We start from the raw sequence: 25,318 nt of genomic DNA on the forward strand, positions 1-25,318 counted from the left end.
AGTGGGGTTCCTACATACAGGACGTACAAGTGCCAACTTTGCCACAGGATTGGGCTCTAGTTGACTTCATCATATTTGGATAAAAAAAGGAGGCCAAATTTAATGACGCAACATCCGGATTTTAAAGAGGAAGAACAACATTTAGCTTATACAAAATACTATATGCAAAAATTATTAGACGAATCAAAACGAGATGTTCAAACTGCACAAGAAAATATTCGAACGGCAATGGCTGATTTAGATTACTTAGATTCAAGTTTAAGCTACCAAAATATTTTAACAAATGCTCGTTTCTTTGATATGGCCAAAAACCAACGTGAAGGATTAGAAGCTATTCGTCAAAAACCTTACTTTGCACGTATTCATTTCCAAAAAGAAGATGAACCTTCCGAAAAATTATATATCGGAAAAACATCACTTTTTGATCGTGAAACGCAAGAACCGATTATTGTAGACTGGCGTTCTCCAGTTGCTAATGTATATTACGATGGACGTCTTGGTGATTTAACTTATGAAGTAAATGGAGAAGAAAATAAAGGTCATCTTTACTCAAAACGTCAATATAAAATAGAAAAAGGTCGATTACTAGAAGTACGTGATATTGACCTCACTACAAATGACGAACTTTTGCAGGATGCTTTAGCTGGAAAGGCAGATGTTCGCTTAACAGAAATCGTTTCCACCATCCAAGCGGAACAAAACGAAGTTATTCGTGCACACTTGAAACAGCCAATTCTTGTTCAAGGGGCTGCAGGTAGTGGTAAAACTACGATTGCCCTACATAGAATCTCCTATTTTCTATATACAATGGGTGAACACTTCCGTGCACAAGATTTAATGATTTTAGCACCAAATAAATTATTTATAGATTATATTGCAGACGTTTTACCTGAACTTGGGGTCGGACAAATTTGCCAGACAACTTTTGCTGAATATGTACAAAATGCTACCCACATAAAGCTAAAATTACAGGATCCAAATAAGCAGCTAGAGGATTTAGTAAAACAAGACAAAATAGAAGAAACGACATTATGGGTTTCTAAAATGAAAGGAACTCTCGAATACAGAGATATAATGGCACGCTATGTAGCAAAACTAGAAGGTGCAATTGCTGATCAATTTGAAGATGTTTATATTGAAAAATACCGCATCTTAAAAGCTTCACATTTACGTCGACTATTTTTAGAGGATTATAACTACATGCCTTTAGAAAAACGATTAGCAAAAGTTCGCTCTGTGATGCAAAGTCATATTCGACAAAAGCGAAAACAACTTCTCTATACGTTAAAAAAACGCTATGATGCTGTTCTTGATAAAGCTCTGTTCGGCATTCGAGATGACGCAAAACGAAAAAAGGTTGTCACAAAATGGATTGATGAACGCGATGCAAGACTTCCTGCAGTAGAAAAAGAGTCAAAAACTGTTGTAACTCGTTATATGAAAAGGTTTGAAAAGTATAAGATTAAATCATTGTATCGCGAATTTTTGACGAATAGAGTCTTACAAGAAGAACTTGCACCGGAATGGTCTAAAAAAGAACATGATTTGTTTGAAGAAATGCATAAAAAAGAAACGTGGGCTTTAGAAGATTTAGCTGCAATTTTCTATTTATATGCAAAGATTAAAGGCATCAATGAGGAATGGAAGATGAAGGTAGTCTTTATCGATGAAGTGCAAGATTATAGCTTGTTTCAGCTTGCTGCTTTAAAAGAGGGACTTGAGACAGATATGTTCACAATGGTTGGTGACCTTGCACAAGGGATTCACAGCTATCGTTCATTGACAGATTGGGCACCCGTTCGTGAGCTTTTCCCTAGAGCTAGTTACAAAACATTGCAAAAAAGTTATCGTACTACAATTGAAATTATGGCTGTTGCTAATCGTATTTTAGAAAAAATGAAAGAAGATTTACCTTTAGTAGAACCCGTAGTTCGTCATGGGGATGAACCAACATTTCATGAAATGCAAAAGTTCGATACATCAAAAATCATTGAAATCTATGAACAAATTGGAAGTAAAGGACATCGCTCCATTGCTCTTATTTGTAAGACAACAATTGAAGCGAAAATGGCGACAAAAGCATTGCAAAAAACGTCAATTAAAGTGCAATCATTATCAGAGACATCTGAAATTGACCAAGATGCACTTTTGATCATCCCAAGTCATCTTGCAAAGGGGCTTGAATTTGATGCTGTCATAATTGCAGCAGTAGACCAACCATTCCGTGATACACCGATTGATCGTAAACTTTTGTATGTTGCAATCACTCGTGCTATGCATGAATTACATTTACTCGCTCCTAAAAAGGAAGATCTCTTGATTTAATCAAAAAAGCATGAAAACATCCATAAAGATGTTCTCATGCTTTTTTATTTTCTAGAAGGAATTGGATAATAACGTTTCTTATGACTTTTGCTTAAGTTTCGACTAAAGAGTTTTAGTAAAAATTGTGTGAAAAATTTTTTCTGTGAAACCTCATTCTTTGGTAATGCAGGCATCCTCATTCAATCCCCTCCAAAACCTATTATCATTCACTTCTATATTATGTTTTTTATTTAAAAAGTATACATATTAAATGTCAATTATTTATTAATTTTGTGTAAATTTTACCCTTGATGTCAAAGTTGTAAGTATTGGTATTTAGGCTCTCACAAAGTAATCTATTTGGTTTATTGGTGTAAATCCAGCTTTCTTGTACACACTAATTGCACTGTTATTATCAATTTCAACTTCTAGTAACACTTTGTATTGGTCAGATGTATATGCATAGTTTTTTACCCATTGTAAAATAGATGAGCCTATTCCTTGACCACGAAGTATTGGATCTACTGTAAGTGCTGTAATCCATATACCCGTTTCATTTTCAACTAACGAAACTGTCCCAACTATTTCTTGGTTTCGTTCTACCATATAAAGTGATCGACCTTTAGTCGTTGTATTAAGTGAAATAAGTTCTTCAGTTTCTTCAGGCAGATCTCCAAAACCATCGTGCATTAATTGGATGAGTTTATTTTTATCTTCCTCTTTAAAAAAGCGAACATGAATAAGATTGGAAACTTCACTTTTTTCTGAAGGGGCTTGCAATGTAGCTTCTGAAGAGTTGTATTCATAGCCTTGTTGGTGCAAAAACTGATGTCCAACTTCATCTGCAAAGGATACAGCCATATCGCCTGTTGCTCCTCTTTCATTTAGGGCATTTTTTAAACCATCTACAAGCACTCTTCCAATACCCATTCTGCGGTATTCTGGGTGTACAACTACAGTCCATTCATATGTATTTAATCCAAATAAATCGTTGGCCACTATGAATCCTAAAAGTTGGTCTTCTTCACTATATGCTAGAATAACAAAACCTATATTCTTATAATTCCCCCAATCATTGCAATTTGTTAATGGCGAAATATCTTGATGATATTGCTCTTTAGTTTTTTGTATTATGTCCATCATTTCCTTTATGGTCAATTCATCCATAGGAAATGATGCTTTCATTAGATAAATATTCAACTATAAGTCCTCCGTTTTGTAATAGTTTTGAAATATAAATGATATAAAAATATTATTTTACCCTACTTTTATTCATGCGACTAAAGGTATAGAATATCGCTTTGGAGGCTAAAAATAATGACGAAAAAAAGATTAACCTGGGTCGATGCAACAAAAGGTTTTTTAATGTTGCTTGTAGTAATAGGTCATTATCCAAAACAACTGGATTATCCTTTACTAACATATATTTATTGGTTCCATATGCCTGCATTTTTTGTTCTTAGCGGCTTATTTTTTAGACCAGCTGATTCTAGTACCTCTATGATTCAATCTATCAAAAAAAGATCTATACAATTACTAGTGCCTTATATATTCTTTATATTTATCATAACATGTCTTCGCTATGGATTAGCTTTTTTGACAGGGCACGTAGATATTGAATATTATAAACATGATTTACTTACTATTCTTTTTGGTGGGCGTTTTGCTCGTGGCTCATACGGAGTAATTTGGTTTATCACTACATTATATTTTACTTATATTGCATTTTTATTTGTTACCCGTTATTTAAATCGTATAAACCAAGTTTTATTTATTACACTCTGCTATATAATTGCCCAATTAGAAAGTTTTTATGTAGTGAATATTGTAGGTGGGTCTGTCGATGAAGCATCCCAAACTATTTTAGTACCTTGGAACTTAGATGTAGTACTCATTGCAATTGGCTATTTTGCAATCGGTTATTTTGCAAAAGAAATTTTCTTACACATAAAACTCCCCTTATGGATTACATGTACATCTATTTCTATAATGGCTATGAGATTAACCTGGAACGAAGAATTAGACTATCATCTTAGTATGAAATTTATTCGCTACAGTCATCCAATATTAGATATCGCACTACCTATTGCATTTCTAGTGATGATTTTTGGACTATTCCAATTTATATCGAAGTATATTCGCCTGAAGGTGTTGGAGTTTATTGAAATGCATTCTATTACAATTATGTATCTGCACATATCAGTAGATAAATTGATAAACGATTTTATAGAATACGAATTGTTAGGCTATACATTGATTTGCCTATTCATCCCACTAATCATTTCCGTATTCATGCAACGGTTCATGCCTTATGCTACTTTGTTAATGGGTAATTTTCGATTTAAAAAAGTGGCAAGATCGTAAAACAAGCATGCATTTATTTTCAAATTTAACCGTTCAAAAGCAAATTAAATTACTTTTGAACGGCTTATTCAAAACAAGTCTTAGCTTATAATGTTGACTGTTGTAACATTTGATAGAACACGCCTTTTTTAGCTATCAATTTTTCCCTTTCCCCTGATTCTATTAACTTTCCTTTTTCCATAACTAGTATAAGGTCAGCTTTTCTAATTGTATTTAATCGATGCGCAATGACCAAACTTGTACGGCCCTCCATTAATCGCTCTAAAGCCTCTTGAATCTCTAATTCCGTTACTGTATCAATACTGCTAGTTGCCTCGTCTAACAAAAGAATAGCCGGATTGGCCACCAATGCTCTTGCAATGGATAACAATTGCCTTTGACCTTGACTAATTTCTCCTCCATCTGCAGTTAAAACGGTATCATAACCGTTTGGTAATGACATGATAAAATTGTGTGCATTAGCTTTTTTTGCTGCATTAACAACGTCATCATCGGTTGCTTGAAGTCTTCCATAACGAATATTTTCTTTAACAGTTGCTTCAAACAAAAAAGGCTCTTGAAGGACAAACGCCATTTGGCTTCTCAAATTTTGTCGAGAGATTGTCTGGATTGGACAATCATCGATTAAAATACGTCCTTGTTGAGGATCGTAAAAACGAGCAAGTAACTGCATAATAGTTGTCTTACCAGCCCCCGTAGCACCAACTAAAGCAACTGTTTGTCCTTTTTTCACATGAAAGTTAATATGCTCTATTGTTGCTATATCTTCCTCTAAATTATATTGGAAAGATACATCTTCAAATGTTACATCTCCTCGAATTTCGCGTATTAACTCGCCTTTTCCTTGGTCTTGCTCCTCTTTTTCATCCATTATCGTAAATACTCGTTCTGCACCAGCTATAGCTGACAGTACATTATTAAACTGGTTCGATAAATCATTCAAAGGTCTTGTAAATTGTCTAGCATATTCAGAAAAAACAACAATTGTTCCAATAGAAACATAACCTTTTAATGCTAGAATTCCACCGACTCCTGCAACAATTGCAAAGCTGGTATTATTTAATAAGTTCATCGTTTTCGGAATTGCACCTGAGTATACATTTGCCCAATACCCTACTCTACGTAAATCACTACTTTTGTTAGCAAACTCATCAATCATCCGTTGTTCTTGAGAAAATGCCTTAACTACCCTTTGACCAGAAATGGTCTCTTCAATCATTCCATTAAGTGATCCTAAAGCTTGTTGTTGTGTTTTAAATAATTTCCCTGTCCTTCTCGTAATCCAACGAGTAGAAACAAACATAACAGGAATAATTAGCATCGTTAAAAAAGTCAGTAGCGGACTCATTGAAAACATTACTACCAAAGTTCCAACTAACGTTATAACACTCGAAAACACTTGGATAAATGTACTATTTAAGGTGGAACTAATATTATCCATATCATTGGTCATACGACTCATCAATTCGCCACGTTGCCTTTTATCGAAGAATGCAATTGGTAATCGTTGAAACTTTGCAAATAGTCCTGTTCGCATTCGATATACCGTTTGTTGTGCGATTCCAATCATCCAATAATTTTGCAAAAATATTGAGATAGACAATCCAATATAAACAAATATCAGAACTAAAATCATACTTTTTAAACCTGTAAAATCTTTTTTTATCATATGGTCATCAATTATTTTACCGATTAGATATGGACCTAATAATGATAAAATTGAACTTATAACGACCATTAGCAAAATGATGATTAACAAAGCCCTTTGTTCATCTACGATTTTCCAAATTCGACCTAATGTTTTTCGCCAATCGCTTGCCCTTGCGCCTTTTCTCTTTTTTGAAGATTGAATATCTTCTTTAGTTAAAACAGGTTCATATATATATGATCGCAGCTTTGATTTAATCATCACCTTTTACCCCCAGTTCCATTTGGGATTGCGCAATTTTTTTATATAAAATTGAACTTGCTATTAACTCTTTATGTGTTCCAAATGCAGAAAGAACACCATCCTCTAATAATATAATTCGATCTGCACCTTTAGCTGTTCGTATTTTCTGTGTTACCACAAGCATCGTTGCTTGTTCCTCTTCTAACGCTTTCCATAACGCAGACTCTGTTTTTACGTCTAGAGCGCTTGTACTATCATCAAACAATAGAAACTCAGGTTTTCGTAAAATTGCTCTTGCTATAGATAGTCTTTGTTTTTGACCACCAGATAAATTAACGCCTTTTTGACCTACACGTGTTTGATATCCATTTTGAAAGTCCATTATGGAATCATAAATTTGAGCTTGTTTTGTGGCTTTTATTACTTCTTCTTTTGTCGCCTTTGTTTTCCCCCAAGTAATATTGTCAAAAATAGTTCCTGTAAATAACAATGACCGCTGTGGTACATATCCGATTGACTGACGAAGATTCTTTAAATTCCATTCTTTAATGTCTACGCCATCGACTAATATACGACCTTCTTCTACTTCATAAAATTTGGTGATAAGCTGCAATAACGTTGATTTTCCAGAACCAGTTGCACCCATAATGGCGATTTTCTCACCCTTTTTACAGCTAAATGAAATATTCTTCAATACGTATCTGTCTGTTTGTGGATATTTAAACGAAACATTTTCAAATACAATTTCGCCTTTCTTATATGGTGCCTCTATTTTTGTAGGTAAAACAACTTCCTCTATTCCATCCTTGATCAATAGTATTTCTTCCATACGAGTTGCCGATGCTTTCGCACGTGAAAAAAGTGTAATGATAAAAGCAAACATTGAAAACGAACCGGTCATACGCATTGTATAATTGACTATCGCTGCTATATCTCCAATATTGGTTTTCCCGTTTTGAATTTGCCCTGCTCCAAACCATAAAATAGCTAACATCGCAATATTCATCACGATTAATAATATAGGCTGGATATATTCCATTAAACGTAAAGCACTTGACGTATCTTTTTTTAATGCACTTGCAACCTTTTCAAAGCGACTCACTTCATATAAACCTCGTAAATAAGCTTTTACTAAACGCATCGCTTGTAAATTTTCTTGAATCATTCGATTTACACGATCTACTTTATGTTGAACTAATGCAAAATGACCGATACTCTTCTTCACCATCATATACATAAAAACCGCAAGAACTGGTATTCCAATGCATAAATAAATGGCCAATGATGCGTCCACATAAAATGCCATGATTAAACTACCTAAAACTACTAAAGGTGCTCTCAACATAATACGTAAACTCATAAAGAATACCTGTTGCACTTGTGTTACATCATTTGTTAACCGTGTGATTAAACTTGCAGAAGGAAATTGAAGAAAAGTTGCCATTGTAAATGATTGAACCTTTTTAAACAGTGCATTTCGCAAATCATAAGCAAAATTTTGTGCAGCATACCCTGCAAAAAAAGAATTACAAATACCTGCCAAGAAAGCAAGTAATGCAAGAAGCATCATAATTGACCCCCATAGCCAAATCGTATGACTTTCCCCTACAACGATTCCTTCATCTATTATTTTTCGAATAAGTAATGGTTGCGTAAGCTCTACAGCTAATTCAACAAACATTAGCATAAGCGCTATAATAGTAGATAACCTATACCTTTTTATGTATTGAAATATCGTATTCAATGATAAACTCCTTTCTTACTGTTCCATATAATTATTTTTAAAAAATTCGAATTTTCTTTAACTACGTAATACATTTTACTGTTTTTTTATACTAAAGATATGAATAGAAAAAAAACGAGAATACAGCAAAATAATTGTAATTAGCAAATTTTCCAAATACAATGGTAATAATAAAGTAGCATACAATTAAGAGATTGTTAGCATAAACGGCTTAAATAATTCGATAATTATACTCTTTCATAACACTAACTCTACCCTTAGTCATTTATGCGAATAAGCATTACGTTCTATATAACAAATTTATTATCTATATTTTTACAATACGTATTACTTAACTCTAAAATTATTAATTATATATATACTACTGTATTCACAAAAATAAATTTAAAACTCTCCATTATTATTGTCCTAAAAAAATTTTTCTTTAACTCTCATTCTATTACTAATGACTTATCACTTTCTATTTACTATAATAATAAATATAGAAAACTCAAGGAGACTTAGAATTCATGAATGATATTCAAACAATTTTTCAAGCTGCTAATCCTGTATTAAACCAAACACCCTATCCAATGATGATTTTGAATTCTGAAGGCCTAGTTGTTGTTTGGAACCGTCAAGCAGAAAAGACATTTGGTTATAAACAAGAAGAAGTAATTGGAAATTCCACTCCCTTTATAGAAAAGGAAAGGACAAATCTATATAAAGAATTATGGCAAGAAATTATTCATTCTACAGAATTGTTTCAACTAGAACCTATTGCTGTACATACTAAGAGTGGAGAAATTTTGAATATTCCCATCACCTTCAAATCATTTACCATTGATAATAGCCGATTAATTTTTTGTCAATTTATAATGGCTTCATCAGAACAGAAAAAAATTGGATCTTTCAATGAGTTTTCAAGTATTCGTGAAGGTTTAGAATCTTCTTTTATGATGCTATCTATTGATAACGAAGGGTTAATTACATACGCGAATGATCTATTTTTAAAATATAGCAATTGGACACCGAAACGAATAATAGGAAAAAGTTTTTGGAAAATGTTCCCTGAGCAATCTGATGGTACTACAATAGCGGATACAATATGGGGAGAATTGACTAAAGGAAAAATATGGAAAGGAGAAGTTGAAAAAATAACAAAAGATGGACAATCCTATTGGGTCGACCTTACGGCAATTCCAATCTATACTTCTTCTCAAACACCTTCTAGCTTCATAACACTTGAAAATAATATTACGGAGAAAAAAATCTTACAAAACCGATTAGAGAAAATCGCCTATATCGATCATGAAACCGGTCTTATGAACCGATATCGCTTAGAACAAATTGTTAACGAAATGATTGCAGAAAATCATCATTTCTCTTTTGTCTATTTTAGCATTGATCAATTTTATTCTTTAAAAGAATTATATAACAATCAAGCAGAAAAAGTTTTACTTCAAGAATTTACACAAAGAATGAAGATGTTTTTCCAAGATAGTTCAATGGCACGTATTAATACCAATGAATTTGTTGTGATAACTCCACTTGGCGAATGGTTTATCCAAGGTTTCCTATCTTATTTGGAACAACATCCGATTTACGTAAATGGTCGAGTTCTTCCCCTTTCAATCAGTGGTGGAATTACAAAATATCCAGATGATCAAGTGTCCTTTACTCATTTGATGAAAGCATCACATGCTGCCATTCAAAAAGTACAGGCTGAAGGTGGTGGCAACATTGTTAGTCTATCAAAAGCTGATCATAAAGCATTACATACAAAATCAGTTATTGAAAAGCGTTTACTTGTTGCGTTAGATAAAAAAGATTTAAAAGTCTTATATCAACCACAACTAGATTTAAAATCTGGTAGAATCACTACCGTGGAAGCTTTAGTTCGTTGGGATGATGAAGAAATTGGATCTGTTCCGCCAGATATACTAATTCCTATAGCTGAAGAAACTGGATTAATCAATGATATTGGTTCATTCATGTTGGAACAAGCTTGTCAACAAGCTGCCGAATGGCACAAAAAAGGGATTGATCTTAAGGTAAGTATTAACTCATCTGTAAGAGAGTTTCAAGATAAAAATATGGTCAAACAAATACGTAAAATTCTTGAGGAAACTGGTTGTCCTACTGAATTATTGCGTATCGAAATTACAGAAAAATTTGCACTTGAAGCTGAAGCTGAAGCATCTATTATTCAACAAATGAAGCAATTGCAAAATGATGGAATTGTATTTGTTCTAGACGATTTTGGTACTGGTTATGCATCTTTCAGATATATGCAATTATTACCATTATCTCAACTTAAAATAGATCAAGCATTTATTTCTTCTATTCAATATCAACCAAAAAGCCAAAAGTTGATCCAAGGTATTATTCATTTTGGAAAATCGCTTAATATGCGCGTCCTTGCAGAAGGTGTTGAAACACAAGAACAGCAAGATATACTTACGGAATTTGGATGTGATGCAATTCAAGGATTCCACGTCAGCCGACCGATTGAGGCATCAGAAGTCGTAAAATTATTATAATTATTGCGCACTGCATTCCTTATAAATTTTAAAAGCGATTGGATTCACTTATTAGAATCCAATCGCTTTATTTATGAAGAAGATTTTACTAATTTCGCTTTTCTTTTACGTATTGCATTAAAGATTAACTGCATAAATACCTCTGCAAACACTAATCCCATCACAATTGCACCTGATATAATAAATACCCTTGCAGCATATTGTATGCTCTCTGGATAATCATTTTCAACAATTGTTCTCATCGCATTATATGCTAGTCCTCCCGGCACAAGCGGAATAATCCCCGCAACACTGAATACAATCATCGGTGTTTTGAATTGTCGTGCTAATATATGTGCAACAATTGAAATGATAAAGGCACCAGCAAATGACGCAAATACCTCATCTACACCTTGTCGGATAAATGCATAATAGATCATCCACCCCATCATACCAACTAAACCACAATGGAATAATGTCCTTTTTGGTGCATTAAAAATAATGCCAAAAGCGGCTGTCGCTATAAAACTAAGTATCCCTTGAACAACCCAATCCATAAATCTCCTCCTAAAATGACAACACAAGTGCTATACCCGCGCCAATTGCAAAAGCCGTTAAAAGTGCCTCCATTCCTTTAGCAACCCCTGATACAAAGTGACCTGCCATTAAATCTCGTACAGCATTTGCTATTGGCAAACCAGGTACTAATGGCATAACAGAACCGATGATAATTTTATCTAGCTGATATCCTAAACCTGCTTTATACACTAAAACAGATAGTAATCCAACAAATAACGATCCGGTAAATTCAGCAAAAAATTTAACCTTTGTCAAAGAATGCATTGCTAAAAAAATGAGGTATCCAATTCCCCCAATTACCATTGCTGAAGGAAAATCCACCCATGTCCCATTAAACAAAATTAAAAAGCAGCCACTGGCAATTGCCGAAGCTAAAACTTGTACCCAGATTGGAAAGAATAAATCAGTATGTTCAATCTTTATCAATTCGCTATAAGCTTCTTCTAGAGTAATTACACCCGCAGTTAACTTTCTAGAAACAGAATTAATAAACGCTATTTTTTCCAAATCTGTTGTACGACTTGAAATCTGTGCGATTCTTGTGGGTCTTTTATGCCCCGCAGAAAATATAATACCAGTAGGCGTAACAAAACTTTGGGCATCTGTTAAACCTTGTGAAATTGCCATTCTAAGCATTGTATCTTCTGCACGGTATGTTTCCGCACCACTTTGTATCAGTAACCGTCCTGCGAGAAGAAAACAATCGATTGCTAATTCTTCTTGGGCTGTTTCAATCAATTCCCCTCTCACCTCTTCATAAATTTGACTATTTTTAAATTATTTTAACAAAAATGAAATTTTTCTAAATTTTTTATCCTCTTTTAAGCCCTAATAAGTTAGAATGAAATTATCAACAATAAAGGAGGAAGTTAGGAAGTGACCACCATTCATCCAAAGAAAAAACCACGTTGGGTCGACCTTCTACTAATTTGTGCGATCCTATCATTAACTGTTCTCACCATTTTTCTAGTTAGTATGCGAAATGGCAATATCTCTTCCAACGATCATGAACATACTGCATTGGCTGCATCAGCAGATATAGTGAAAGAAAAGACAAAGTATAATGGTATTTACATTGTTACTGAAAAATCCACCAATAAAAATGCACCTTATACCATTCAATATCCGAAGACATCCAGTAAAGTATTCAATCAATCTGTAAAAGATACTATACATAAAGTACGCGACCAATATTTAAAGGATATGGAAAAGTCACTCCAAAAAGATGATCAAATAGCTGGCAATCTGTCTATTACATACAAAACTATCATACACAAGAAAAAATATTACTCATTTGTTTTAACACAATCTATATATATCGGTAAAGATTCTAAGCAAAAAACTGTAAAGACCTTTATGTACGATCAAAAAAATAATAAGCAAATCTTACTTCAAGATGTTATTCCGTCTCAAAAAAGCTTAACACAATTAGCTAATGCTGTTAAAGACGCAATGAGTAAGGACAAAGAACTGAAAAATATTATGAACACGCCTTCTATTAAAAAAGCAACAAAACCACTTTGGATAAACTTCGAAAACTATTCTCTTACCGATCAAACACTGACTATTTACTATAATAGCAGTATATTATCCAAAAATATTACAAAGATAAAAGCTGTTCATATTCCTTTATCTTCTATTAATAACATAGTTGCACAACCATATAAAGTAAAAGTTAAAAAAGCTGTACAGAAGAAACCTACAAAAGTCGTAGCCTTAACATTTGATGATGGCCCAAGTAATACAGTAACACCTAAAGTATTAAAAATATTAAAGAAACACCATGCAAAGGCAACCTTTTTCATGGTCGGTTCTCAAGTAAATGCTAATCCTAAAATTGCTAAACAAGTTTGGAAAGAAGGACATGAAATTGGAAATCACTCCTACACACATGCCAACTTGAAGCAACTAACAAATGCGCAAATTAAAAAACAATTATCAATGACAAACAAAGCAATCCATAAAGCGACAGGACATAACCCTACTCTCTTTAGACCTCCGTATGGATCTGTAGACAACAGGGTTCGCTCACAGACGAAACTTCCTACTGTTTTGTGGAGCGTCGATACAAGAGATTGGGAACATCGTAATTCAAAAAAACTCTTATCCTATGTTAAGAAATATACTTATCCTGGGGCCATTGTTTTAATGCATGATATTCATATGCCAACAGCAAATGGGCTTGACAATGTACTTAACTATCTGGAAAAACAGGGGTATACATTTGTTACTGTCTCAGAACTAAATAATATGGAAAAGAAAAAATAAGAAAGGGCCATTCTAAAAGTTCACCTTAAGTCTGTGAATTTTTAGAAGCCCTGTTTATATGCTTACCCCTTTACAATATTTGTTGAGCGGTGTTTCGTTTCTATAATAGTGACTCCTCGATGTTTCATTTCACGTATATACGCTTCTCCTGGGACAATTTTTTCTGGTGGAAATACTCCACTCGCAGCAATTGTACCATCACCAATTAGTTGGGCAACAACTGAAATAGTATTTGCTGTGGCTAACGCCATCGCAGTTTCATTATTTTCTGCATCTTTATAAGTGACCATTTCATATTCATAAGTAACTGCTTCTTCATTACGTTCACCTTTTACTAGAACACGTAATAATACAACATCTCGCTTTTTACCAAGTTCTAATTTACTTTGTAATACTTCTCGTAGTACATCTCTTGCCTTTACTTTGTTCCCATCAACGTTTACTTCTGTATCCTTACTCGTTAATCCTAAATCCACGAGTAACTTAAACTTCTCTGCATGTCCAGAATAACGGATTGTTTTATATTCTAAAGTTTGAATATCAGGGAATGATTGCGTTAACGTTGATAATCCTCCTGATGTATGGAAAGCCTCTAATCCCTTAAATCCTTTGAAATAGACAGGTTCAATTTCAGATAAAGAAGGAATTTCACGTAATACCCCGTCCCTAACAACATAGGAAGGATCAGTATAATGGTCAAAAACGCCCTCTAACGAAAATACAACGTTATATTCTAAAGGAGGCTCCTTCTCCACCGGAATACCGCCTACATATATTTTAATCTCTTTAACAGCATCTAATTTAGAAGCTCCAAAGCCAGCTAGAATATTAATCATTCCAGGTGCAACGCCTAAATCTGGAATAATTGTTATACCTTTTGCTTTTGCTTCAGAATCAAGCTTCAATATTTTATCCGTTACCCCACCAATATGACCACCTAAATCAACAGAGTGGACCCCTATCTCAACTGCTGTCCGAGCCACTTTTTCATTGAACTTATAAAATAGCGCATTCACAACAACATTTGCTTTCGACATTACAATTTTAAGTTGTTGATCATCTGAAGCATCTAATTTTAAAACTTCAATTTTATCAGTTTGAAGTTTATCAGCAAATTCCTGTGCTTGGACAACGTTTAAATCTGCTAAAAAAACCTTTTCAACATTAGGATTTCTTACTAAATCACGTGCAACTTCTTTTCCCATTAGACCAGCACCCAAGACTGCAACTTTCATATTATGATCCCCCTTGGTCAATATAGATTTTAGAACTTACTGTACTCTTTATATCTTTATGCATAACGCCGGACCTACATGTGTTATCTCACAAGTAAATAAATAACGTTTTATACTAGTTGAAATCATTATTATCTACTTTAAGCAATATATTTCTATTTTATATTTTCTCTACAAAAAGGTTATTCCCTCTTTTTATAACAATTAAATTTAGAATTGTTGTTGAAACTTTTCTTCATATCACTTCGTATTTATACTTAAATTGAAGAGTTAAATTAAACTGGAGGTATAGAAATGAATAATCATGAAATTGATTACAAACTACATGGCGATGATATGCAATTTGTAGAGGTTGAATTAGATCCAAACGAAACAGTTATTGCTGAAGCTGGTGCATTAATGATGATGGAAGATGGCATTCGAATGGAAACACTATTTGGAGATAGCTCCAATAGTGGTGCTGGTGGCTTTATGAGTAAACTTATGGGGGCTGGCAAACGTTTAATCACTGGTGAAAGTTTATTTGTAACAACCTTCACTAACGAAGGAATGGGTAAAAAACATGTTTCGTTTGCAGCACCTTATCCAGGGAAAATCATTCCAATGGATTTAAGCGTATTTAATGGCAAAATTATTTGTCAAAAGGATGCATTTCTTGCAGCGGCTAAAGGTGTTTCAATCGGAGTCGAATTTCAAAGAAAGTTAGGTACTGGATTCTTCGGTGGCGAAGGATTTATTATGCAAAAATTAGAAGGCGACGGTATGGCTTTTGTCCATGCTGGAGGTACAATTATCCGAAAAGATCTTCAACCGGGCGAAAAGCTTCGAGTCGATACAGGATGTCTTGTCGCAATGACAGGCTCTGTCGACTATAATATTGAAGCAGTTGGCGGCGTAAAAACTGCATTATTCGGTGGTGAAGGGCTATTCTTTGCAACTCTTAGTGGTCCTGGTACAGTATGGATTCAATCATTACCATTTAGCCGTTTAGCAAGTCGAGTATTCGCAGCAGCTCCCCAAACTCCAGGAGGTCCTTCTTCTGATGAAAAAGGGCTTGGTGGTTTCTTTAACATGTTTAGTGATAACTAGTCTTCACCAGAAAACTAATTGTTCCGTAGAGATGTAGTACCACACTACAAAACCAAAAAGTGTATAACATATTTGTGCTTCACATTATTTTCTTGAAAAGAAGATAGTGTGGAGCATTTTATTTTTTCTAAAAGTATCTGTTATGAATCATCCCATAGACTTACGTCAATAATCTCTTTCTTGAATGTCCATTTATAAAAATGGGTAATATGTTAGCATATCTTGTCGAACTGTCACTAGAAGAATTCATTATTGGAGGTCCATTATGGGAGACAAAAAACAACCAGATGCTAATCTAAAAGGAACCTTTTTCTTTGTAATAGCACTAGGCATTTTTATCATTATGACTTGGTCATCTATTCTAAAAATATATCTTGATCGTTTTTAAATATTATTGGGAATTGGAAAGAAGGTTAGTTAATGCATCTACACAAATATGAGAAATATTGGCTTATTTTTGGTGGTGCCTCTCTTATTGTATTTCTCTTAATAACGGGTATAATGGCATTCCATTATGGGAGCCATCCACCAAGTTCTATAAAAACGATCAACTATGAAAAAGTTGATGATATCGCTCCTTTCAATAATCCTGGTGTCCACAGAGTATCAGGGAAGGATTGGGATTATGAGGTGGTATTAGTAGCCTCCGCTTTTTATTATAATCCAGCTGAATTGCATGTTCCTAAAGGATCAAAAGTTAAATTCATCATTACTTCTAAAGATGTCATTCATGGATTTGAAGTTGCCGGTACGAATGTCAATATGATGGCAGAGCCCGGGTATATCTCTGAATATACAACAACTGTTGATAAAGCTGGTGACTATTTAATTGTTTGTAACGAATATTGTGGTGTGGGACATGCTCAAATGCATTCAATGTTAAAGGTGGTGGATTAAATGAAGAAACAAAAGCAAAAACCAACAGAAAGTTTTTCTGCTAAAACTGCTGGTGTATTAAAAGTAGACAACAAAGATGCTCATCTCGTATTAGCTCATATGTATGTTGCATTTATAGCTCTACTTTTGGGAGCTACTGCAGGGCTTCTGCAAGTACTTGTTCGCTCGGGGTATTTTGAACTTCCTGCACCATTAGGTTATTATCAAATTTTAACGATTCACGGTGTATTATTAGCCCTTGTCTTCACTACCTTTTTTATCCTAGGCTTTCAAACTGCTGCTGTAAGTAGAACTTCTGGTGCACTTTCAGATACACAAAGAATACTCGGATGGATTGGTTTTTGGCTAATGACGCTTGGGACAATTATGGCAACCATTATGATTTTACTAAATGAGGCATCTGTTCTTTATACTTTTTACGCTCCTTTAAAAGCACACTGGATCTTCTATCTTGGGTTAGCACTACTTATTATTGGATCGTGGGTTGATCTTATGGGACATTGTCTACGTTGGGAACAATGGCGTAAAGAGAATCCACGCAAAACTACTCCCTTAATATCTTTTATGGCTGTTTGTAATAGCTTACTCTGGGTAGTCGCAACTTTAGGGGTAGCAATTGAAGTCGTATTCTTACTATTACCTTGGTCCTTCGGCTTAGTAGAACGTGTAGATGTATTATTGACCCGAACTCTGTTTTGGTATTTTGGACATGCTCTTGTCTACTTTTGGTTATTACCAGCATACATGGTATGGTATTGTGTTATTCCTAAAATTATTGGAGGAAAAATATTTTCAGATGGATTAGCTCGATTGTCATTTATCATGTTCATATTATTTTCTATTCCAGTGGGAATTCACCATCAACTAACAGACCCCGGAATTGATAGTCCATCAAAATATATACAAGTTGTTTTAACGATGATGGTTGTCATCCCGTCTATGATTACAGCTTTTTCTATGTTCGCTACCTTTGAGATGCGTGGTCGTGAGCTTGGTGCAACAGGTTTGTTTGGTTGGCTAAAAAAATTGCCTTGGGGCGATGCTCGTTTTCTTGCACCATTTGTAGGTATGGTAGCCTTTGTACCAGGTGGAGCTGGCGGTATTATCAATGCCTCGTTTCAGATGAACCAAGTCGTTCATAATACGATTTGGGTAACTGGTCATTTCCATTTAACTCTCGCCACAACTGCCGTTTTGACATTTTTCGGCGCATCGTATTGGTTAATACCACATTTAACAGGAAGAATCTTCACCCCTTCATTGAATAGATTAGGAATCATTCAAACAATCTGTTGGGCTGTTGGTATGTTATTTCTGGCGATTGGCATGCATTTTGAGGGGTTGCTGGGCGCACCAAGAAGGTCCGCTTTTTCTAACTATGGCGGTGCTGAAATCGCAGAGACTTGGGCATCGTATCAAATTGCTCAAGCAATTGGAGGTACATTCTTATTTATAGGAATAATTATTTTTCTTTATATTTGTGTAAGCCTGTGGTGGTTTACACCTAAAGGTGAGCAAGAATTTCCAATCGCTGAATTGGCTCCTCAAGCTGAAAAGACGCCTCCCATATTGGAAAATTTTAAAGTATGGATTGTTATATTAGCTGCTTTAATCCTGATTGCCTATACATTTCCGATTTACAATATCATTGAGAATTCCCCTATTGGTTCAAAAGGTTTTAAACTTTGGTAAACATCAGCTTAAGTTAATGTCATTTAAATTTCATGGTCTAGATGTGTTCTAAAATAAAAATACGCTTCTTCATTAAAATGGAGAAGCGTATTTTTATATTGAACTACTACATCTTATTCAAATTTCCCTTATTTAAGATTCATGTTATTAGTTATATTAAAAATTTTCCATTATTGTTATTTTAAATGTTATAATAATTCTAAAATTATCGAAGGAGTGACGAATATGAAAAGATTCATACAAACTTTCAACATTAAATCGGAGGACATACTGTCTTAATTTTTGAGAGTTTGACCTCCGATATCCTATTTAATCGGAGGAAAAAAATTGAAGATACAAAATATCTATTATACTGTTACGAGTTTACGCTCATTGTTCATACAAATTGTATTTACGGTTAATGCACTCTATTATGTTGTAGATGCCAATCTTAATGCTCTCCAACTTGTTCTTAGGCACAATTCTAGAAGCCACTATTTTTTTATTTGAAATACCTACAGGGTTAATAGCAGATCATTTTGGTCGTAAGCGATCATTATTCATCGGAACTTTAATCATTGGTATTGCACATGTGTTTGAAGGGACTTTTCCTTCATTTTGGTCAATTGCCATTGCTTCTGGACTATGGGGTATTGGTTGGACATTTATAAGTGGTGCGGAAGAAGCTTGGATCGCAGATGAACTAAATGGAAAAGACTTAAATTCTGTATTTTTGAAAGGTGCACAGTTTGAATCATTGGGGCAATTTCTAGGTATTTTAATTAGCGTTTGCCTAGCTACACTATTCTCGGTCAAGATTTCGATTATTATTGCGGGTATAATGCTCATCCTATTGTCTTTGGGCGCGTTTTTAATCATGCCAGAAACAAAGTTTATCAAAGTAACTCATTCAAAAGATATTACGACAATCCGTCATTTATTCATTACGATTCGAGATGGTGCTAATCAAATTCGAGGCAATACGATACTCATAAGTTTGGCAGTTATAACCGTACTATGGGGATTAGCAAGTGAAGGTTACGATCGGCTATGGGGAGCACGTTTTATCGAGGACTTCCATTTATCTGAAGAAACATCTGTCTATTGGTTTGGTGCTTTTTATGCCTTTACCTTTTTGCTGAATATGATTATTTTGAAATATATAGAACGTCACATTCATAAAAACTATTCTGTAATTCTTCTAATTACAAATAGTTTGTTAACCATTATGGTACTTATTTTTGCTTTTAGCTCATATTTTACGCTCGCAATCATAACATATTTGATGGCTAGCACTTTACGAAAAGTTTATTACCCTATATCCAGTACAATGACCAATGAAAGACTAGCATCAAAAGGTAGAGCTACAGCTTTGTCGATGTTCGGCCAATTGGATGCCATTGGACAAATTGTTGGTGGCCCCATTATTGGTGTAATAGCATTATACACTTCTATCTCTTACGGAATTGCATCTTCAGCTTTACTCATTTTACCTATTATTCTTTGTCTTTTCGTGATGATTAAAAAGGAAAACTAACACAAGAAAGTGCTGTCCAATCCTTGAATTGGTGCAGCACTTTCTCGTTATCAAGAGTTATAGTTCGTCAAAACCATTGTCTTGAACATTGACTTTCACATATTGACGTGAACGTTGCTCGAAGAAATCCGTTTTGCCAAGGTCCACATCTTCGTAAGCTTTGATCCATTTCATCGGATTTTTGCGATATCCTTCAAATGGACGTTCGTAACCAAGTTGGTTGCAACGAACATTTGCGTAAAAGTATATATAATCTTCTACATCTTCAATATCTAGACCATCAATTTTATCCCCTATCACTTCTCGACCCCATTCAATTTCAAGCTCAGCCGCTTCACGGAAGATTGCTTCTACTTTTTCTGCTCGTTCAGCTGTATTAAACTCTGGGTATTCCTCTAACAATTGTTTATATATTTTCACAAACAGATCTACATGCAATTGTTCATCACGGTTAATGTAGTTGATCATTGTACTTGTTGCGACCATTTTTTGATTGCGTGCCAAGTGATAAAAGAATGAAAAGCCCGAATAGAAGAATAGACCTTCTAGAATAACATCATACACAATCGAATCTAGCATATGCTCTACAGTTGGTTCTTCTGCGAATTGTTTATATCCTTTGATCACAAAGTCATTACGCTTTTCAAGAACAGGTTCAGTACGCCAGAAATCGAACACTTCATCTTGCTCATCTTTTGAAACAAGGCTAGACAAAATGTAAGAATAAGAATGATTATGAATGACTTCTTGTTGCGCCAAAATAATCATCAATGCGTTGAGACTTGAATCTGTTAAATAATCAGCAATACGGCCTGCATAATCGGTTTGGATACTATCTAGCAATGCTAGTAAACCAATAATCTTCTTAAACGCTTGCTGTTCATCAGTTGTTAACTGTGGAAATTGTTTGATATCGTTACTCATATTAATCTCAAATGGTGTCCAGAAGTTACCTAGCATTTTTTTATATTTTGGATATGCCCAACTAAATTGAACATCATCCCAGTTTAGTATATTAGAAGAACGGCCATTGACAATTTTAGTTGAGCGGTTCGGTGCTTCTTTATCCATTAACACACGTTTTTTTACTTCAGTCATTTTTATCTCCCCCATTAACTAGCACAAGATTCACATTCTAATAATTCAACGGATGTAGAGCGAACATAGTAAGTTGTTTTGACGCCGCTATTCCATGCATTTAGATGAAGTGCTAGTAAGTCTTTCGCCTTTACTGTGTTTTGAACATATAAATTTAATGAAATTCCTTGGTCAACATGTCGAGCACGTGCTGCATTTTGTTTAATCGTCCAATTTTGATCGATGAAATAGGCCGATTTATAGTACCAAGTTGTTTTTTCATTTAAATCTGGAACAGTTACTGGGATTTTATAATCCTTTTTCTCTTCAGAATAACTTTTTTGGAAAATAGGATCGATACTTGCTGTACTTCCAGCAATTATAGATGTTGTAGAATTTGGTGCAACAGCCATTACATAGCCATTGCGCATTCCTTTTTGTGCTACCTTTTGCTTGAGGTCTGTCCATTTTTCATCATGATAGCCACGACTTTCAAAGTAACTACCTGTATGCCAATCAGACCCTTCAAATAATGGATATGCACTTTTTTCTTCTGCAAGTTTCATAGAGGATTGAATTGTTAAATAGGCGATTTTCTCGTATAATTTATCCGCAAATTGGACTGCCTCTTCCGATTCCCAAGCAATACCTGAGACTGCTAATAGATGATGCCAACCGAATGTACCAAGACCAATACCTCTATAGCGTTCGTTTGTTAGTGCAGCTTGTTTTACAGGAATATTATTCAAATCAATAACATTATCGAGCATGCGAACTTGAATGGGAATTAGTCGTTCTAATACATTTGCTGGAACAGCTCTTCCTAAATTAATAGATGATAAATTACATACCACAAAATCTCCAGCTTTACGACGAGTAACAATGATATCATTTTCAAGCTCTACCGATTCAAATTCTGTAGGAGACATGTTTTGTGCAATTTCAGTACATAAGTTAGACGAGTAGATCATTCCTTTATGTTTGTTCGGATTTTTACGATTGACTTCATCACGATAGAACATAAATGGCACTCCTGTTTCTAACTGACTACGCATAATCCTTTTCATAATATCAATCGCAGGTACAACATCTCGAGATAATAGTGGATTATTAACACATGCTAAATAATTGTTACGGAATGACCCTTCTCCACGTTTTTCATCGTATGAATCCTCTAGGTCAAATCCCATTACTGTACGGACTTCATGTGGATCAAACAAATACCAGTCTTCACGATTCTCTACAGCTTCCATGAAAATATCAGGTAAACAGACACCAGTGAAAATATCATGTGCACGCATTCGTTCATCGCCGTTATTTAATTTCAAATCTAGGAATGAAAAAATATCCTTATGCCATACATCTAAGTAAATAGCAATGGCACCTTGGCGTTGTCCGAGTTGATCTACTGATACAGCTGTATTATTTAGTTGTTTGATCCATGGAATAACGCCGCTTGATGCCCCTTTGAATCCCTGAATAGATGATCCACGGCTACGAACCTTGCCCATGTACACACCTATACCGCCTCCAAATTTTGAAAGTGTTGCTACGTCTGTGTTAGAGTCATAAATACCTTGTAAACTATCATCTACAGTGTCGATAAAGCAACTTGATAGTTGGCCATGTGTTTTCCCTGCATTTGCTAATGTTGGCGTTGCTGTCGTCATATAAAGATTACTCATTGCCCAATAAGCTTCTTTTACTTTTTCAATTCTGTTCTCTTTTTCTTGTTGCATTAGGGTCATGGCAATAACCATCCAACGCTCTTGCGGTAATTCAATAGGTTTCTTATCAAAATCACGTGTGACGTAGCGATCCATCAACGTCTTTAACCCTATATAAGTAAATAATTGATCTCTCTTTGGTTCTAATTCTTTCGCTAATTGTTGTAATTCATCTTTTGAATAAGCATTCACTAAAATTGGGTTGTAGAGACCTTTCGCAACGAACTTATGAATATGTTCAGTGAACACTTTATACACATTCTCTATTGAAACTTGTCGGTTGTCAGCAGCTTCTTTATAAATTTCCATTAGTAAAAGACGTGCTGCAACAAATGTCCAATACGGTTCTTCTTCGTCTAAAAAGCTTAATGCGTCTAAAGCTAGTGCCTTTGTCCATTCATTTTCTGCGGCATTGGGATGCTTTTTTTCAAAACGTTCATGTTTGCGTCGTAATGGACTGATTTCTTCTTTACCAAATTCATCTTCCAAACGCTGCAATACTATTTCTTTTTCATCAATCATTGTTACCAATATTGTCGTCTCCTTTTATACAAATGATTTTATTAGTCAAAATAAAAAACGATCATCAGTCTTCTTCGACTAACGATCGCTCTAATTGAAATGGAAACAAATAAACCACAGCAAAAAACATACGAAATATGCTGTGAAATATGTACTTCCACTTCTCAACCCCCGAAGAAAGTGTTGTAACGAAAATACTGGTAGGTCTACTGGCTTGTGTTTCATCCAATTTGTCATCCTTCCCAAGCATTGCTCAGTGGTTATTTGACAATTGTCCACACTTACAGTTGCGGGGACAGCTTCGGCGTTGAACCGAATTCCCTTTTAAACCATTACTGGTACCAATCTTCGTTTCATACTATATATTGTGCTTTTGATATAAATACAATCTAACATATTGTGTTTACTTAATACAAGTCTATTTGCAAAATTAAAGAAAAAGCACGACAAACTTATTCTATATTTTGTCAAACAAAATACACCAACCTATTTTAATGCATAGAATAAGGACATTTAAAAAAAATAAAAAAGCTACCCAATTCATGTACTTAAAACGAATTGGATAGTTATTTTACTATTTTATCAATCTTCATAATCTTTCTCTAAACTTAAAACTTCACCTGTTTGAGCATCAATTTCAAGTTCATATTCATAAGTACCATCTTTAATCTCTACTTCATAAACTCCATCTTCTAAATCAATTTTAGTAACAGTTCCTTTTACTTTTGATAACGCAATTTGAGAAGCTTGTTGTGACGTAATATAAGATGAATTATTATTAGTAGTAACGTTATCAACTTTTTCTTGTTCTTGCTTAATAATCTCACCTGTCTGAGCATTTATATCAAAATCATATCCATACCCATTCGAGATTACTGATACTTCATATACACCATCTTCTTGGTCATAGGTTGCAGATGAGATAGTTCCAGAAACTTTCGATAGTGCGATTTGTTTTGCCTTTTCCACACCAATCAGTGCTGTGGAATCACTTAACGAATTGTATTCTACGGCTTCTTTTTGCTGTTTAAGAATTTCACCTGATGTAGCATCAATTTCAAGTTCATATTCATATTTTCCGTTTCTTACTTTGACTTCATAAACACCATCTTCACTATCTAAGTTAGACGTTATGATTGAGCCACCACCAACTGCATTAAGGGCAACTTCTTCAGCATTTCCAATACTTAAGCCAGCATTTGATAATGTTGAATTATTCGATTGTTGATCGATAATTCTTCCTGTTTCCGCATCAATATGAAGTTCATATGTTTTGGCATTCTTTTTAACATGAACTATATATATTCCTTTACTTGGATGATATTGAGCTGTTTGAACAACACCATCAACAGAACTTAAAGCAATTTGTTTTGCTTTACTCAAACTAATCGCTCGATCACTTTTAGAAGAAAATTTTGTTTTTTCTTTTTTTAAAATCTTCCCTGTATATGCGTCGATATCAAATTCATATTCGTATTTTCCTTTAATAATTTCTATTTCATATACACTATCTTCTTTATCAAATTTTGCCTTTTGAATCGTTCCCTTAACAGATTTAAGGGCTATTTGTTTTGCTTTTTCTAGACCTATAAATTTATTACCAAGTGTTGTCGTATAATATTCGGTTGATTTTTTTAAAAGTTCACCTGTTTTGGCGTCTAATTTCAGCTCATATTTTGCTTTGGGTCCTTTAACTTCTACTTCATAAACAGGTCCCATATTTTCATGGTCTAGCTCCACCTTATATACTTTTCCTTTTACATAACTTAGAGCCTTCTTAGAAATTTCTTGAGACGATAAAATGTCTTGTTTTGCCGAATATTTTGCTGCTACTCCAACTACTCCTGATATTACTAAAGAACCTGTAATTGCTAATGCAATGATTGTCTTTTTCATCATTTCCGCCTCCTTT

18 protein-coding genes and 1 riboswitch are annotated in these 25,318 nt (G+C 34.4%); of the genes, 9 read left to right on the plus strand and 9 right to left on the minus strand.

Going from position 1 to position 25,318, the window contains the following annotated elements:
* Nucleotides 1-102: 102 nt before the first annotated feature.
* Nucleotides 103-2,325 carry an RNA polymerase recycling motor HelD gene (gene helD, locus CW357_RS07415; protein WP_124217722.1) on the plus strand — a complete coding sequence of 741 codons (2,223 nt, stop codon included), beginning with the start codon at nucleotides 103-105 and terminating at the stop codon, nucleotides 2,323-2,325.
* Between the two features lie 315 nt (nucleotides 2,326-2,640).
* Here the strand turns inward: helD and CW357_RS07420 are convergent, their stop codons facing one another.
* Nucleotides 2,641-3,504: a GNAT family N-acetyltransferase gene (locus CW357_RS07420; RefSeq protein ID WP_119413985.1), complete on the minus strand. Its 864-nt coding sequence runs from the start codon at nucleotides 3,502-3,504 to the stop codon at nucleotides 2,641-2,643.
* 117 nt (nucleotides 3,505-3,621) lie between these two features.
* Between CW357_RS07420 and CW357_RS07425 the strand changes: the two genes are divergently transcribed.
* The gene (locus tag CW357_RS07425; protein WP_124217723.1) at nucleotides 3,622-4,668 is read left to right on the plus strand and encodes an acyltransferase family protein; all 1,047 of its coding nucleotides are present in this window, start codon (nucleotides 3,622-3,624) and stop codon (nucleotides 4,666-4,668) included.
* An 85-nt stretch (nucleotides 4,669-4,753) separates the two neighbouring features.
* On the opposite strand, the gene CW357_RS07430 is transcribed toward CW357_RS07425, so the two are convergent.
* Entirely contained in the window at nucleotides 4,754-6,577 is a 1,824-nt protein-coding gene (locus CW357_RS07430) for an ABC transporter ATP-binding protein (protein ID WP_124217724.1), read from the minus strand.
* The gene (locus tag CW357_RS07435) at nucleotides 6,570-8,303 is read right to left on the minus strand and encodes an ABC transporter ATP-binding protein (protein ID WP_124217725.1); all 1,734 of its coding nucleotides are present in this window, start codon (nucleotides 8,301-8,303) and stop codon (nucleotides 6,570-6,572) included. The genes CW357_RS07430 and CW357_RS07435 overlap by 8 nt, the downstream gene beginning before the upstream one ends.
* 509 nt (nucleotides 8,304-8,812) lie before the next feature.
* Here CW357_RS07435 and CW357_RS07440 point away from each other — a divergent pair.
* The gene (locus tag CW357_RS07440; RefSeq protein WP_124217726.1) at nucleotides 8,813-10,825 is read left to right on the plus strand and encodes a bifunctional diguanylate cyclase/phosphodiesterase; all 2,013 of its coding nucleotides are present in this window, start codon (nucleotides 8,813-8,815) and stop codon (nucleotides 10,823-10,825) included.
* 71 nt (nucleotides 10,826-10,896) lie between these two features.
* Here the strand turns inward: CW357_RS07440 and CW357_RS07445 are convergent, their stop codons facing one another.
* Together CW357_RS07445 and CW357_RS07450 are read right to left on the minus strand one after the other, a co-directional pair.
* Nucleotides 10,897-11,361: a threonine/serine exporter family protein gene (locus CW357_RS07445; protein ID WP_119413980.1), complete on the minus strand. Its 465-nt coding sequence runs from the start codon at nucleotides 11,359-11,361 to the stop codon at nucleotides 10,897-10,899.
* Between the two features lie 10 nt (nucleotides 11,362-11,371).
* Nucleotides 11,372-12,118 carry a threonine/serine exporter family protein gene (locus tag CW357_RS07450; protein ID WP_119414061.1) on the minus strand — a complete coding sequence of 249 codons (747 nt, stop codon included), beginning with the start codon at nucleotides 12,116-12,118 and terminating at the stop codon, nucleotides 11,372-11,374.
* Between the two features lie 141 nt (nucleotides 12,119-12,259).
* Between CW357_RS07450 and CW357_RS07455 the strand changes: the two genes are divergently transcribed.
* The gene (locus CW357_RS07455) at nucleotides 12,260-13,651 is read left to right on the plus strand and encodes a polysaccharide deacetylase family protein (RefSeq protein WP_119413979.1); all 1,392 of its coding nucleotides are present in this window, start codon (nucleotides 12,260-12,262) and stop codon (nucleotides 13,649-13,651) included.
* Between the two features lie 62 nt (nucleotides 13,652-13,713).
* On the opposite strand, the gene CW357_RS07460 is transcribed toward CW357_RS07455, so the two are convergent.
* Nucleotides 13,714-14,886, minus strand: coding sequence for a saccharopine dehydrogenase family protein (locus CW357_RS07460; protein ID WP_119413978.1), 1,173 nt, complete (start codon nucleotides 14,884-14,886; stop codon nucleotides 13,714-13,716).
* A 294-nt stretch (nucleotides 14,887-15,180) separates the two neighbouring features.
* Here CW357_RS07460 and CW357_RS07465 point away from each other — a divergent pair, with 294 nt between their 5' ends.
* The 5 genes from CW357_RS07465 to CW357_RS07485 all read left to right on the plus strand — a co-directional run bounded on the left by CW357_RS07465 (nucleotide 15,181) and on the right by CW357_RS07485 (nucleotide 20,080).
* Nucleotides 15,181-15,975: a TIGR00266 family protein gene (locus CW357_RS07465; RefSeq protein WP_119413977.1), complete on the plus strand. Its 795-nt coding sequence runs from the start codon at nucleotides 15,181-15,183 to the stop codon at nucleotides 15,973-15,975.
* A gap of 265 nt (nucleotides 15,976-16,240) precedes the next feature.
* A complete protein-coding gene (locus CW357_RS07470; RefSeq protein ID WP_119413976.1) occupies nucleotides 16,241-16,363 on the plus strand; it encodes a cytochrome c oxidase subunit 2A in 123 nt (40 codons plus the stop codon).
* A gap of 32 nt (nucleotides 16,364-16,395) precedes the next feature.
* Nucleotides 16,396-16,872 (plus strand): cytochrome c oxidase subunit II, encoded by a 477-nt coding sequence (locus CW357_RS07475; protein ID WP_124217727.1) that lies wholly within the window; start codon nucleotides 16,396-16,398, stop codon nucleotides 16,870-16,872.
* Nucleotides 16,873-18,564 (plus strand): b(o/a)3-type cytochrome-c oxidase subunit 1, encoded by a 1,692-nt coding sequence (locus tag CW357_RS07480; RefSeq protein ID WP_124217728.1) that lies wholly within the window; start codon nucleotides 16,873-16,875, stop codon nucleotides 18,562-18,564.
* A gap of 433 nt (nucleotides 18,565-18,997) precedes the next feature.
* Nucleotides 18,998-20,080: an MFS transporter gene (locus tag CW357_RS07485; protein WP_241155058.1), complete on the plus strand. Its 1,083-nt coding sequence runs from the start codon at nucleotides 18,998-19,000 to the stop codon at nucleotides 20,078-20,080.
* Nucleotides 20,081-20,137: 57 nt separating this feature from the next.
* Here CW357_RS07485 and CW357_RS07490 read toward each other — a convergent pair whose 3' ends face one another.
* The 3 genes from CW357_RS07490 to CW357_RS07500 all read right to left on the minus strand — a co-directional run bounded on the left by CW357_RS07490 (nucleotide 20,138) and on the right by CW357_RS07500 (nucleotide 25,302).
* Entirely contained in the window at nucleotides 20,138-21,178 is a 1,041-nt protein-coding gene (locus CW357_RS07490; protein ID WP_119413972.1) for a ribonucleotide-diphosphate reductase subunit beta, read from the minus strand.
* Nucleotides 21,179-21,192: 14 nt separating this feature from the next.
* On the minus strand, nucleotides 21,193-23,406 hold the full coding sequence (locus CW357_RS07495; protein ID WP_119414060.1) for a ribonucleoside-diphosphate reductase subunit alpha: 2,214 nt from the start codon (nucleotides 23,404-23,406) through the stop codon (nucleotides 21,193-21,195).
* 181 nt (nucleotides 23,407-23,587) lie between these two features.
* A riboswitch (cobalamin riboswitch) is annotated at nucleotides 23,588-23,767 on the minus strand.
* A gap of 221 nt (nucleotides 23,768-23,988) precedes the next feature.
* Nucleotides 23,989-25,302, minus strand: a complete 1,314-nt coding sequence (locus CW357_RS07500) for a PepSY domain-containing protein (protein ID WP_158582294.1) — start codon at nucleotides 25,300-25,302, stop codon at nucleotides 23,989-23,991.
* Nucleotides 25,303-25,318: the final 16 nt, after the last annotated feature.

This window comes from Rummeliibacillus sp. TYF005 (assembly GCF_003844195.1).
Taxonomy (GTDB): domain Bacteria; phylum Bacillota; class Bacilli; order Bacillales_A; family Planococcaceae; genus Rummeliibacillus.